Annotated in this window: 13 protein-coding genes; 10 read left to right on the forward strand and 3 right to left on the reverse strand. The window is 60.7% G+C overall.

The genetic code is table 11. The features are described from left to right. Positions 1–7 precede the first annotated feature (7 nt). Positions 8–1,678 carry a diguanylate cyclase GcbA gene (gene gcbA / locus PMI21_RS17175; protein ID WP_007937221.1) on the reverse strand — a complete coding sequence of 557 codons (1,671 nt, stop codon included), beginning with the start codon at positions 1,676–1,678 and terminating at the stop codon, positions 8–10. A 289-nt stretch (positions 1,679–1,967) separates the two neighbouring features. On the opposite strand from gcbA, the gene PMI21_RS17170 reads away from it, so the two are divergent. The 6 genes from PMI21_RS17170 to PMI21_RS17145 all read left to right on the forward strand — a co-directional run bounded on the left by PMI21_RS17170 (position 1,968) and on the right by PMI21_RS17145 (position 8,600). Continuing rightward, positions 1,968–3,035 carry a DUF2333 family protein gene (locus PMI21_RS17170; RefSeq protein WP_007937222.1) on the forward strand — a complete coding sequence of 356 codons (1,068 nt, stop codon included), beginning with the start codon at positions 1,968–1,970 and terminating at the stop codon, positions 3,033–3,035. A 3-nt stretch (positions 3,036–3,038) separates the two neighbouring features. Next, positions 3,039–3,596, forward strand: a complete 558-nt coding sequence (locus tag PMI21_RS17165) for an NUDIX hydrolase (protein ID WP_007937225.1) — start codon at positions 3,039–3,041, stop codon at positions 3,594–3,596. A 175-nt stretch (positions 3,597–3,771) separates the two neighbouring features. Further along, positions 3,772–4,143 (forward strand): translation initiation factor Sui1, encoded by a 372-nt coding sequence (locus PMI21_RS17160; RefSeq protein ID WP_007914613.1) that lies wholly within the window; start codon positions 3,772–3,774, stop codon positions 4,141–4,143. 220 nt (positions 4,144–4,363) lie between these two features. After that, entirely contained in the window at positions 4,364–6,277 is a 1,914-nt protein-coding gene (gene speA, locus PMI21_RS17155; RefSeq protein ID WP_007937227.1) for an arginine decarboxylase, read from the forward strand. A 233-nt stretch (positions 6,278–6,510) separates the two neighbouring features. Then, positions 6,511–7,806, forward strand: coding sequence for a type VI secretion system Vgr family protein (locus PMI21_RS17150; RefSeq protein ID WP_007937228.1), 1,296 nt, complete (start codon positions 6,511–6,513; stop codon positions 7,804–7,806). Further along, the gene (locus tag PMI21_RS17145; protein ID WP_007937229.1) at positions 7,803–8,600 is read left to right on the forward strand and encodes a DUF4123 domain-containing protein; all 798 of its coding nucleotides are present in this window, start codon (positions 7,803–7,805) and stop codon (positions 8,598–8,600) included. Before PMI21_RS17150 ends, PMI21_RS17145 begins: the two co-directional genes overlap by 4 nt. Before the next feature lie 23 nt (positions 8,601–8,623). Here PMI21_RS17145 and PMI21_RS17140 read toward each other — a convergent pair whose 3' ends face one another. Together PMI21_RS17140 and PMI21_RS17135 are read right to left on the reverse strand one after the other, a co-directional pair. Beyond that, complete coding sequence (locus PMI21_RS17140; protein ID WP_007937230.1) at positions 8,624–9,964, reverse strand: MATE family efflux transporter; 1,341 nt, start codon at positions 9,962–9,964, stop codon at positions 8,624–8,626. A gap of 61 nt (positions 9,965–10,025) precedes the next feature. Further along, complete coding sequence (locus PMI21_RS17135; protein ID WP_007937231.1) at positions 10,026–10,319, reverse strand: hypothetical protein; 294 nt, start codon at positions 10,317–10,319, stop codon at positions 10,026–10,028. A 286-nt stretch (positions 10,320–10,605) separates the two neighbouring features. On the opposite strand from PMI21_RS17135, the gene PMI21_RS17130 reads away from it, so the two are divergent. Genes PMI21_RS17130 through PMI21_RS17115 form a run of 4 tightly spaced genes read left to right on the forward strand, consistent with a single transcriptional unit; the run spans position 10,606 to position 12,910 of the window. Next, positions 10,606–10,908 (forward strand): MazG-like family protein, encoded by a 303-nt coding sequence (locus PMI21_RS17130; RefSeq protein WP_007937232.1) that lies wholly within the window; start codon positions 10,606–10,608, stop codon positions 10,906–10,908. Further along, positions 10,908–11,657, forward strand: coding sequence for a methyltransferase domain-containing protein (locus PMI21_RS17125; RefSeq protein ID WP_007937233.1), 750 nt, complete (start codon positions 10,908–10,910; stop codon positions 11,655–11,657). The genes PMI21_RS17130 and PMI21_RS17125 overlap by 1 nt, the downstream gene beginning before the upstream one ends. 12 nt (positions 11,658–11,669) lie before the next feature. Next, positions 11,670–12,299, forward strand: coding sequence for a DUF4136 domain-containing protein (locus PMI21_RS17120; protein ID WP_007937236.1), 630 nt, complete (start codon positions 11,670–11,672; stop codon positions 12,297–12,299). 53 nt (positions 12,300–12,352) lie between these two features. After that, positions 12,353–12,910: a DUF4136 domain-containing protein gene (locus PMI21_RS17115; protein ID WP_007937238.1), complete on the forward strand. Its 558-nt coding sequence runs from the start codon at positions 12,353–12,355 to the stop codon at positions 12,908–12,910. Positions 12,911–12,974: the final 64 nt, after the last annotated feature.

A 12,974-nucleotide genomic window follows, 5' to 3' on the forward strand; every position in this document is an offset into this window, starting at 1 on the left:
GTTTCTGTTACAGGGTTATGACCGAATTGGTCGATTCCGATGAAAAAGTGGCACTTTGCTTTGACTCCCGCGCGGCTTGTATGCGGTTGCGTCCGGCGTCCTTGGCGCGGTACAGCGCCTCGTCTGCCTGTGTGGCCATCATCAGGCTGTCGGAGCCTTCGTGCAGTTCGACGACGCCGGCACTGAAGGTGCACCAGAGGTCTTGAGGCTGCGCGGGGTAGTGAATTTCGGCAAAGCGCTGACGGATTTCATCGAGCACCTTGTAGGCCGATTCAATATCGGTGTCCGGCATGACGATGGCGAACTCTTCACCGCCGTAACGGCCGATGAAGTCAGTCTTGCGCAACCGTTGCTTGAGGAACAGCGCCAGGCTCTTGATCACCCGGTCACCCATGGGATGGCCGTGGCTGTCGTTGACCCGTTTGAAGTGGTCGATGTCGAGCATCGCAAAGCTCAGCGGCTTGTTTTCGCGGCGGGCGCGGAATGAACAGTCTTCGAGCAATTGCAGAATGTGGGTGTGGTTGTACAAACCGGTCAGGCTGTCGCGCACCATCCGCGCTTTCAGATTGCGCGCCCGCGCCGCGCGGTTGCGCACGGTGGTGATCAGGTGGCGTGGCTTGATCGGCTTGGTCAGGAAGTCGTCGCCGCCCTCGCTCATGGCGTCGAGCTGCTTGTCCAGATCGTCTTCGGCCGACAGATAAATGATCGGCACGCTGACATAGCGGTCGTTATGGCGGATCACCTTGGCCAGTTCCGTACCGGTGCAGGCCGGCATGTACATGTCGAGGATGATCAGGTCTGGCTGGAAATCCGCCAGTTCGGCCATGGCCTGGATCGGTTCGATCAAGGTCCGCGTGACGATCCCGGCGCTGTTGAGCAGGCGCTCGGTGTGCAAGGCCTGCGCGCGGGAGTCGTCGATGATCAGCACTTTATAAGGTTCGTACTGGGCGACGCAGGTCAGCACTTCGATTTTTTCCAGCAGGCTCGAGGCTTCGAGGGTGCCGGTGAGAAATTCCTGGCCACCGGCGCGCACGGCGGCGAGGCGAGTCGGGGTGTCGGTTTCGTGCAGGCTGAAAAACAACAGCGGCAAGGGCTGCTCCAGGCCTTGCTGGGCTTCGGCCGCCAGTTTCAGGCCGATGCCGGCACCGCTGAAGTCGACATCCATGACAATCGCCGCCGGCAATCGCTCGACCATCGAGGAACGGAACGCGGCGACACTGCCCAGGGATTGGGCGCTGAGCCCGAAGAATTCAAGTTGTTTGGCCAGCCGTTCGGCGCGGTCGTGATCCTGCAGCATCACGTAGATCGGTTTGCGCAGCGGTGGCAGAAAAGTGTGTTCGAACTGATCGCCATGGCGCAGGCCGGTGCGGGACAAGCGCTGCATCAGGCGGTTGAGGTCGGTGATCAATCCGCTGCTCAGGCGTCCGCGATTGGCGTCGACGGCCTCCAGCGACTGGCCAATATGGCGGGCCAGCAGGGTGTGTTCCGGTTGTTCGAAACGTTCGGCAAAGCGCAGCAGGCGCAGATTGGCCTCGCTCAGCTCCGACAAGTCGGTGATGGACCATTCGTTGCGTTGCAGGCGTTGCCATATCTCAAGAATCTGACGTGCCTGATGAATTACCCGCTGGGCAAAGTGGTGCTTGAGGCGCTCACGGCTGGGGTCTTCTGGCTCGGTCATATCCTGACTACTAGTTAGGGTGCATGCTGAGATCGACTGGTGGCTCTATGCTAGCACCTCTTTTCGATTGCATGACTGTCGTATGTCAATAATCTGCAAAGCGACATCATTCAGTTCCCGACCGACTGGTCGCATAGGCTCAACGCTGTGCTTCATTTATAGTGGCGGCTCGATTGCAGTCATTGTGTGGTTTGCTGTGTCGCGCAGGATTTAATGCGCGGCAAATAAGGCACGATGGCGTAGGGTTGTAGTCGAACCGATGAACTCAAGTGATTGAAAGGATATCGCCATGCTGGACTGGAAGAACCGCACGGGCAGCGCGCCTGAGCGTGCCGCTGAACCGAAATCGGCCACCCGCAGTTATTTTGGTGGCCTGTTGTTCAGTCGGGCGCTGGCCACTCTGATTGGCCTTTACCTGTTGGTGGCTATCGCGCTGGGCTGGTACTGGAGCCAGGAGCCCGCGCTCTTCCCGGTTCAGCAAAATGCCCAGGTGGCAGCCGAGAAAGAAGGCAAGCAGATGGTGGTCGGGTACACCACGGTGGAAACCCTCAAGACCGTTGCCGGCACCTTGCTGACCAAGCCGGGTGGCTATATTTCCAATGACCGTTTCCCGCCGGGCCTGTGGATGGACAACATGCCGAGCTGGGAATATGGCGTGCTGGTCCAGGTCCGCGACCTGAGCCGTGCGTTGCGTAAAGACTTCGCCCGTTCCCAGTCGCAGTCCGCCGAAGACGCCGACCTGGCCAAGGCCGAGCCGCGCTTCAACTTCGACAACAAGAGCTGGGTGCTGCCATCCAGTGAGTCCGAGTATCAGGAAGGCATCAACTCCCTGAGCCGCTATCAGGCACGTCTGTCGGGTCCTGACCAGAAAAGCGCGCTGTTCTATGCCCGCGCCGACAACCTGAACAACTGGCTGGGTGATGTGGGGACCCGTCTGGGCTCGCTGTCGCAACGGCTGTCGGCCAGCGTTGGCCGGGTCAAGCTCAACACCGCGCTGAAAACCGAAGTCCCGGCGCTCGGTCAGGTGCCGCAGGTTGACGAAGAAGTCGTCGAAACCCCGTGGATGCAGATCGATAACGTGTTCTACGAAGCCCGCGGCCAGGCCTGGGCATTGTCCCATCTGCTGCGCGCCATCGAAGTCGACTTCGCCGATGTGTTGGCGAAGAAAAACGCCACGGTCAGCGTGCGCCAGATCATCCGTGAGCTGGAGGCTTCGCAAGAGCCGGTCTGGAGCCCGATGATCCTTAACGGCAGCGGCTTCGGTGTGCTGGCCAACCACTCGCTGGTCATGGCCAATTACATCTCCCGGGCCAACGCCGCGGTGATCGACTTGCGTCAACTGCTCAATCAGGGCTGAGTCATGGTAGATAGCGCTAAAGAGGCCGCCCACCGCGCGGCCTCCGATGCCGAACAGATCGCCTGGGTCGACGAGCAGGACAACCTGCTCGGCGCTCTGGTGCGCTCCGACCTGCGCGAGCGCGGGCTGATCGGGCGCGGCACCTACATCATGCTGTTCAATTCTGCCGGCGAGCTGTGCGTACACCGACGCACCCTGAGCAAAGCGATATACCCCGGTTACTGGGACGTGGCGGCCGGCGGCATGGTGCTGGCCACCGAGACCTACGCCGAATCGGCGGCCCGTGAGCTGGAAGAAGAGCTGGGTGTGAGCGGTGTGGAACTGACCGCCCATGATCACTTTTTCTTCGAAGACACCGGTAACCGGCTCTGGTGTTCGGCGTTTTCGGCGGTGTGGGACGGTCCATTGGTCCTGCAGCCTGAAGAGGTGCTGGAAGCGCGCTTTATCCCGATTGATCAGGTCCTGCTGGAAATCCAGCAAAAGCCGTACTGCCCGGACTCTTTGGCAGCCCTGAAGCGCTATCTTCGCGCCCAAGGGGATGACGTCGCAAAAGAGCTGTAAATTGGCGCCGATTGGCTCTTAGCAAGTCGGCTTTTTGCCGTTACACTGCGCGACCTTTTCAAACTGAACCGGTAGTGCCCGGCTCAGTAGCGCTGCCCCTGCCTGAGTGGGGCTTCGCGGTCGATAACCTTGCCCAAGGTTGCGGCCAGTCTTTGTCCTCCCAAGAGGATTGCCGGTGGCCAAAAAAGCCGCATCCTTCGCCGCCCTTGGTGGCCTGGTATTTTCCACCGACGCAGGTCGTCATTGCCCGGAATGCAGTAAACCGGTGGACGCCTGCATCTGCAAACAAACCGTTATCCCGGCCGGCGACGGCATCGCTCGCGTGCGTCGCGAAAGCAAGGGCCGTGGCGGCAAGACGGTGACGACCATCACCGGCGTGCCGTTGGCCGAAGACGCACTCAAGGAACTGGCCACCACGTTGAAGAAACGTTGCGGGACCGGTGGGGCGTTGAAAGACGGGATCATCGAAATCCAGGGCGATCATGTCGAGCTACTCTTGGCTGAGCTGATCAAACACGGTTTCAAAGCGAAGAAGTCCGGCGGCTAGCAGCCTCTGTGAAAACCACCCGCGGCTTGATCCAGTCCTGATTTCATTCTGGTCTGGCGTCGTCTCCATGGTTTTCACAGAGCCTGTTCATGACCGGTTTCTAAACTCACTGCGGTCAGCGAGGTCTACCCCCTCGTTGACGAACCGTCATTTTCATTCTTTAGACTGCGCCGGCCTGAACTCAAGGCGACGCTCTATGACTTCTTTATAGGGGACTTCGATGTCCGTAAGACGCACACGCAAAGACGATGGCAGCCAATGGACAGTTGCGGACAGCCGCAGTGTTTACGGGATTCGCCATTGGGGGGCCGGGTATTTCGCGATCAATGACGCCGGTCGCGTCGAAGTTCGTCCGAACGGCCCGACCAGTTCGCCTATCGACCTGTTCGAGCAAGTCGACCAACTGCGCAAAAGCGGTTTGTCCTTGCCGCTGCTGGTGCGTTTCCCAGACATCCTGCAAGACCGCGTGCGTCAGCTGACCGGTGCGTTCGACGCCAACATCGAGCGCCTGGAATACCAGAGCAAGTACACCGCGCTGTACCCGATCAAGGTCAACCAGCAGGAAGCGGTGATCGAAAACATCATCGCCACCCAGAACGTATCGATCGGCCTGGAAGCCGGCTCCAAGCCGGAGCTGCTGGCGGTACTGGCGCTGGCGCCGAAGGGCGGCACCATCGTCTGCAACGGTTACAAGGACCGCGAGTTCATCCGTCTGGCGCTGATGGGCCAGAAGCTGGGCCACAACGTGTTCATCGTGATCGAGAAAGAATCCGAAGTCGGTCTGGTGATCGAAGAGGCGGCGTCGCTCAAGGTCAAGCCGCAGGTCGGCCTGCGCGTGCGTCTGTCGTCCCTGGCGTCGAGCAAGTGGGCAGACACCGGTGGCGAAAAATCCAAGTTCGGCCTGTCGGCGGCGCAACTGCTGTCGGTGGTCGAGCGTTTCCGTGCCGCTGGTCTGGACCAGGGCATTCGCCTGCTGCACTTCCACATGGGTTCGCAGATCGCCAACCTGGCGGACTACCAGCACGGCTTCAAGGAAGCGATTCGTTACTACGGCGAACTGCGCAACCTTGGCCTGCCGGTCGATCACATCGACGTCGGCGGCGGTTTGGGCGTGGACTACGACGGCACTCACTCGCGTAACGCCAGTTCGATCAACTACGACATGGACGATTACGCCGGTGTCGTGGTCGGGATGCTCAAGGAATTCTGCGATGCGCAGAGCCTGCCGCACCCGAACATCTTCTCTGAAAGCGGTCGCTCCCTGACGGCTCACCACGCGATGCTGGTGGTTCAGGTGACCGACGTCGAGAAACACAACGACGACGTGCCGAAGATCGACAACAAGGAAGAGCTGCCGGAAACCGTGCAGTGGCTGGTTGACCTGCTCGGCCCGACCGACATCGAAATGGTCACCGAGACCTACTGGCGCGCCACGCACTACATGAGTGACGTGGCCACCCAATACGCCGATGGCAAGCTGACCCTGGCGCAAAAAGCCCTGGCCGAGCAATGCTACTTTGCCGTTTGCCGCCGCCTGCACAACTCGTTGAAGGCCCGTCAGCGTTCCCACCGTCAGGTGCTCGACGAACTCAACGACAAACTGGCCGACAAATACATCTGCAACTTCTCGGTATTCCAGAGCCTGCCGGACACCTGGGCCATCGGCCAGGTCCTGCCGATACTGCCGCTGCACCGTCTCGACGAAGAGCCGCTGCGCCGTGCGGTGCTGCAAGACCTGACCTGCGACTCCGACGGCAAGATCAAGCAGTACGTCGACGAGCAGAGCATCGAGACCAGCCTGCCGGTGCACGGTCTGAATGATGGTGAAGACTATCTGCTGGGGATTTTCCTGGTGGGTGCCTACCAGGAAATTCTTGGCGACATGCACAACCTGTTCGGTGACACCGACTCGGTGAACATCTATCAGAATGCTGACGGCAGCGTGTACCACGCCGGTATCGAAACCCACGACACCATCGAAGACATGCTGCGTTACGTGCACTTGTCGCCGGAAGAGCTGATGACCCACTACCGCGACAAGTGCGCCAGTGCCCGCATCAGCGCCAGCGAGCGCACCCAGTTCCTCGATGCCTTGCGTCTGGGCCTGACCCGTTCGTCTTACCTGTCTTCTTGAGGTAGGGCACCGCGCCCATCAGGTTGTCTGAAATTTCTCAGTACGTTGCGGAAATTTCAGACAACCTGGTGCGGGGCTTCTCTTTTTTCACGCGAAATAGCCCACATACCGAGCAATCCAAGCGATGTGGTCTTCTTTTCACGTAGGTCATTTCCTAAGTTGTACTTCGGCACTCTACTCGGCCATGTCTCTCAGCGAGAATCCCCGGCCGCCCCTCCTGTAGAGAATCGCCGATGTTCGATCCAGTCAACGAGCCGTCATTTCGTCTGGATATAGCGGGTCTTCCCGACCCCTTTGAGGTCTTGGCCTTTACCGGTAGTGAAGCGATCAGCGAGCCTTTTGCGTTCGACGTGGATCTGCTGAACGATGACCCGACGCTGGACCTTGCAAGCCTGCTGTACCGCTCGGCCTTTTTACACTTCGGGCCGCAGGGGGAGGGTATTCACGGGCAGTTGCTTGGCCTCGTTCAATCTGGCCATGGCGATGAGCCCAGGCTTTGTCGTGTACGTCTGGGCCCCAGGCTTGCTTGCCTGGCCCAACGCTTCAATCAGCGAATTTTCAGCGATCGCTCGGTGCCGGAGATTCTTGCTCAGGTGCTCAAGGAGCATGGGATTGCCGGCAAGGATCGTCGTTTCGACCTGAGCGGTGATTATCCGCCCCGTGACTTCTGCACGCAGTATCGGGAATCGGACCTGCAGTTTCTCCAGCGTCTATGCGCCCAGGAGCGGCTTCATTACTACTTCGAGCACCGTGCGCGCGGGCATTGTCTGGTCTTGGGTGACGGTCTGGGGCAGTTTTGCCGTGGCGAAGAGAGGGTCTTTGAGGATGAAGTTCATCAGTTCAAGCTTCATGGCTGCGGGCAGATTGCCGAGGGGCAGACGAACCTGCCAACGCTGCGCAGCGGTCAACTGATGCCGTTGTCCGGTCATCCGTGTTCGCACTGGAATCGTCTCTGGCTATTGACCCATGTCGAGCATCAGGGAGGACAACAGCCAGATTTTTTGTATCGCAACCAGCTGCGCGTCGTTGTGCAGGAGGTGCCTTTCATTGCGGCTCATCCCGTTGTGAAACCCAGGATGCACAGCCTGCAACGGGGATGGGTAGTCGACGTCGGTGAATCTCGCCCCGATCCCGGCAGATCAGTTGCCGTGCAGTTTGACTGGCTTTATCAGGGCGAAGGCGCAGCCCCCAGCCACTGTTGGTTGCCGTTATCCGGCGAGCTGGAAAGCGCGGGTGTCATGCCCTTGAGTGAGGGCACGCAAGTGCTGGTGAGCTTTATCGAAGGTGATCCCGACCAACCCTTGATCAGCGGATTTCTTCCCGGACCACCGTCCAGCGCAGCCGAGCTGCTATCCGCCTCGACCACTGAAGCCAGCCGCGCGGTTGATGGTTTATTGGGTTTGCTGCAATCCAGCGAACCCTTGGTGCTCCTGTGTCTGCTGCCCGGTGGGGGCAGTTTCAGTCATTGCGCGCAATCCTTATGCACTTGCCGGGCAGCGACGCAGCTTGGCCAGAGCGGTGCGGAATGATTGCCGTCCAGGCGCCTGACTCGACCCCGCAATGGCTGTTGCTCGATGTACCGGGCGTGCCTCAGGCCGGTGTGATGCTGCGGCAACAGTTTGCTCAGGTCCGATGGTTCTGGCTGTTCGAAGGGACCGAGTTTCATCCGTTGCGTGAGCGCGGACCAGCCTTGGTCGACCTTCGCGAATGCCCGGCGCTCGCCGAGCTGTGCTCCAGTGAGCCGCACACATGGGGCGGGTTGCTGCTGGTCAGTGAAGCCTCTTCATCACAGCTGCTGGAGCATTTGCGCCGCATGCTCACTGTCACCTTCAGCCTGCATCACCGGGCCTTGTTGAGTTACTACAACCCTCAAACGGCGAGTTATTTTTTCGATGCCTGCGATGCGCAGGAGCTGAGTCGCTGGCTCGGTCCGATCGATCAGTTGCGTTGGTTCGGCGGTACCTGGGCCGACCGGGCCATTGGCTGTCAGGGCTGGCAGCAGCTATTCAATCCGCGGCTTGTCGTCAGGCCGCTGGCCATCGAAGAAAACCTTAGCCCGCGTCAGCGAGATACCTTGCAAGCCTGCCTGCTGGAACAGCACGCCTGGCGCTGGAGCCGGTCCACCGGGACCGATTACAACAGCTTGTGGGCTCACATGCAGGAAGGGCTGGGACTGGGTTTCAGCGAACGCCCGGTGCTCGATGGCTGGTTATGGCTACGCTTGCAGCACCCCGACGCCTTGCCGGGGCAGGCCTTATCGGGAACCACCCAGCAGGAGCGTCTCGATAGCCTGCGCAACCTGTGGCAGAACGATCAACCCTGAACGAGTTGAAGGTGTGCCGCTTGTCATCCTTTGAGCCAGCTGTCGTTCTTGCGCAAGTACCAGGCGAATGTGCCAAGGGTCAGGCTGCGCAGCAACATGAACAACAGGAAGGTTATCCACAGTCCATGGTTGCCCAAGTCTTTCATCATCCAGGCGAAGGGCAGCAGCAGGATCACCGTCAACAGCATGCCGTTGCGCATTTCCCGGGCGCGGGTGGCGCCGATGAACAGGCCGTCGAGCACGTAGCTCCAGACAGCAATCAGCGGCAGCGCGGCGAGGTACGGCAGGTAGATGAAGGCGGTATCGCGCACGCTCTGAATGTTGGTCTGCATCTGGATGAACAGGTGCCCGGCGAACAGAAACAGCAAGGCAAACCCCAGGCTTGCCAGCAGCGACCAACCGCATGCCACCACCAGTGAGCGGCGCAGGGCATCACGGTCGCGAGCGCCGATGGCGTGTCCGCACAGGGCTTCCACGGCGTGGGCCAGACCGTCCAGCGCGTGGGCGGTCAACAACAGGCCGTTAAGCAACAACGCATTGGCGGCGACCGTGGCATCGCCCAGTCGCGCACCCTGCACGGTGATGAGGAAGAACACCGACTGCAACGCCAGGCTGCGGATGAAAATGTCACGGTTGACCGCCAATAATGGGCGCCAGCTCTGCCACAATGCCAGCGCGGCCCAAGCGATATGGCCGGGATAGGCGCGCAGGGCGTTGCGGGTCATGAACAGGCCGATCAGCGCGCCGGTCCACTCGGCGATTACCGAGGCCCGCGCCGCGCCGACCACGCCCCACTCCAGGCCGAGCACGAACCACAGGTTCAGGGCGATGTTGACCAGGTTGGTGCTCAGCAGAATTGCCAGCGGAGCCCGGGCATTCTGGGTGCCGAGAAACCAGCCAACCAGCGCATAACTGGCCAGCGCCGCCGGCAGGCCGAACAGCCGCGTGTGGAAGAACTCGCGGGTCAGTTGATCCAGTTCCGCCGACGGTTGCATGAAGTGCAACGCAACCCCGCTCAATGGCACGCCCAACGCCCCCAACAGAATGGCCAGGCCCACGGCCAACAACAGGCCTTGCAGCAAAATCTGCCGCAACGCTGCGCCATCCCCGCGTCCGGCAGCCTGGGCGGCGAACCCGGTGGAGCCCATGCGCAGAAAGCCCATGACCCAGGCCAGAAAGGTATACAGGCTGGCGCCCACCGCGACGGCACCGAGCTGATGAGCATGGGGCAGGTGGCCGATGACGGTACTGTCGACCAGCGCTACCAGCGGTACGGAAATGTTCGAGAGAATCATCGGGGCGGCGAGCGCCCAGACACGACGATGGGTCGGACGGTCGCGCCAGTCGGCAATCAGGTTGGACATGCAGGCTCCTTGGGGGCGCCTGCATTGTAGCGGTAGTTTGTTTTGTCGTGATCGAACGGGCTTAGTGAATAATCCAGCTCAGCAACCACAACCCCAGCAGCAACCAGACAATCCCCATGATGATCGACGCGTTCATGAAGGCGCGGATCGCCGACCACAGCAGCATCAGCCCGAGGATCAACGTGATGATGCTGATGATCGAGGTTTCCATGCCCAATGCCTGGGCCAGCCCTTCGACAAAATTGCTGCTGGCGTTGCTCAACAGGTTGAACAGACCACTGAGGGTATCGATGATAAAGCGGATGACCGAACCGATGGCCTGGCCGAGCCATTCGAAAAAGCTGTCTACCTGCATGTGTACGTCCTGATGGAGTGGTGGCGTGGTTGCCGGATCCGAGCCTTGGGCTATTGATCGTGCTCCCGGGTTCCCGACCGTTCAAGTATGGCGCAAACATATCTGTAGCAGCTGCCGAAGGCTGCGTTCGGCTGCGCAGCAGTCGTCAATCTTGTATCCCCCATTAAAACTGAAAGACCATGGTGCCTGGTTTTGCGACTGCTGCGCAGCCGAACGCAGCCTTCGGCAGCTGCTACTTGCCTTCACCCGCCATCCCCCTGAAGCTATACGCCTTCAGGAGAGCCCGATGAACCTTGTTGAACTGACCGAACGCCTGCACGCCATTCGTGACCGCAATGACTGGCGGCAATTTCACAGCCCGAAAAACCTGGCCATGGCCGCGAGCGTGGAAATGTCCGAGTTGGTGGAAATCTTCCAGTGGCTGACCGAAGACCAGTCACGCCAGTTGCCGGCGGACAAACTCGCCCATGCCGGGCAGGAAATAGGCGACATCGTGCTGTATCTACTGCTGCTGTGCAGCGAGTTGGGGCTGGACATGAATGAAGTGGTGCGCAACAAGCTCGCGGACAGCGAACGGCGGTTCAGCTGATGAGTGACCGTCATTTCGATCAGTTGGCGACCCGCTTCGCTGAAAAAATCTACGGTGGCGCCAAAGGGGCGATCCGGCTCGCGGTGCTGCAGGCCGACCTGGCGGAAACCCTGCCGGACCGCCCGTTGCGCGTACTGGACATCGGTGCCGGCCTGGGCCACATGTCTTTGTGGCTGGCCCAGCGCGGTCATCAGGTGACCCTGGCCGAACCCGCCGAGCCGATGCTTGAAGGCGCCCGCCAGCGTTTCGCCGAAGCCGGGCAGACGGCGACGTTCATTCAGGCGCCGTGGCAGGAGTTGCTCGGTCAGCTCACCGAACCCTACGACCTGGTGCTGTGCCACGCCGTGCTGGAATGGCTGGCCGAACCCCATGCGATTTTGCCGGTGCTGCATCAGCTGACGAAGCCGGACGGCTGGTTGTCCCTGGCGTTCTACAACCGCGACGCGCTGATCTACCGCAACCTGCTCAAGGGCCATTTCCGCAAGATGCGCAAGAACGACATGGCCGGCGAGAAGCAGAGCCTGACGCCGCAGCAACCGCTTGATCCACGGGAACTGGCAACGCAACTTGAGGGCCTGTGGCGGGTCGAAACCCAGAGTGGGGTGCGGGTTTTTCACGACTACATGCCGGTGGAGTTCCAGGCCCGCGCCGAACTGCTCGACTTGCTGGAAATGGAACTGGCTCACCGCCGTCACCCAAGCTTCGCCGGGCTTGGGCGCTACTTGCACTGGATCTGTCGGCCGATCTGACCGGAGCGCGCAATGAATAGTCGTTCAGGGTTACTGGTGATCTGTCTGGGGTTGGCGGCCTGTCAGGGCAGCAACCCTTACATCGCGACGTCCAATCCCCTGCCACCGGCGCCGCCCCAGGCTGCTGGCACTTTCGACCGCAGCGCCTACCCGGCGGCGCCACGCGATTACGGCCGCTATCGCAGCTGGGCCTGGCTCAACGGGCACCTGCCTCCGGGCACGGCCTGGGCCGACTCGGAGCAGGTGGCCGAAGCCGTCAGCAATGCCCTCGACCAACGCGGCCTGCGTCCGTTGCATGACAACCGCCCGGCGGACCTGTTGGTCAGCGCCGACCTGCGCCTGGAAACCCGCTTGCGTCAGGTTCAGGACGGCTCTGGTTACGGTGGCGGCTACGGAGGGGGGTATTACGGTGGTGGTTACAACCGTTACGGCAGTGGTTATGGCATGTACAACACAGTGCCGGTCATCCGTACTTATCAGGTGCAAGTCGTAGTGGTGCGGGTCGATCTGTTCGACGCGAGCACCGGTCAACCGGTGTGGAGTGCCAGTGCCGAAACCAGCAGTCAGGGCAACCAGAGCGAGCGTGCCGATGCCCTGCGCGAAGCTGTCGAAAAGGCCATGTCGGCGTATCCTCCTAGTTAGCTTCCTGTTCAGGAAGCTTCCCGCAGGTGCATGTCTTCAATCGGAGAAAAATCATGTTCCGCCGTCTCGTTTTACTGGCCATGGCCGCGCTGCTCACTGCCTGCGCCGCCAACCAGGTCAATCATGACTTTGATGCCAGCCGCGACTTTGCCGCCTATCGCAGCTGGAGCTGGAAAGAGCCCGCCGTGCAATACCGTCCCGACGACCCACGGATCAAGAGTGACCTGACCGAGCAACGCATCCGCCAGGCCGTTGCCGATCAACTGGATCAGCGTGGCTTGCGTCCGGCCGCCGCCGGCGCCAAGGCAGACCTGAAGGTGCAGACCTACCTGATCGTTGAAGATCGCCAGCAACAAGTGACCACCTCCTATGGCGGCGGTTATGGTGGCCCATGGAACGGCTACTGGGGCGGGCCGATGTACAACGAAACCCGCAACGTCAGCTACAAGGTGGCGACCATCCAGATCGACCTGCTCGATGGCAAGGACGGCAAACTGGTGTGGCGCGGCAGTGACGAACAGACGCTCAGCCGCACACCGAAACCAGAGGACCGCAGTAATACGATACGCCAGACGGTCGGGCGCATATTGGCTAACTATCCACCGCGCTGAACCCTGAACTAACCAACACCACAGCCCCCTGTAGGGCGAGCCTGTGGCGAAGGGGCTTGCCCCC

Source organism: Pseudomonas sp. GM18, assembly GCF_000282195.1.
Lineage (GTDB): Bacteria > Pseudomonadota > Gammaproteobacteria > Pseudomonadales > Pseudomonadaceae > Aquipseudomonas.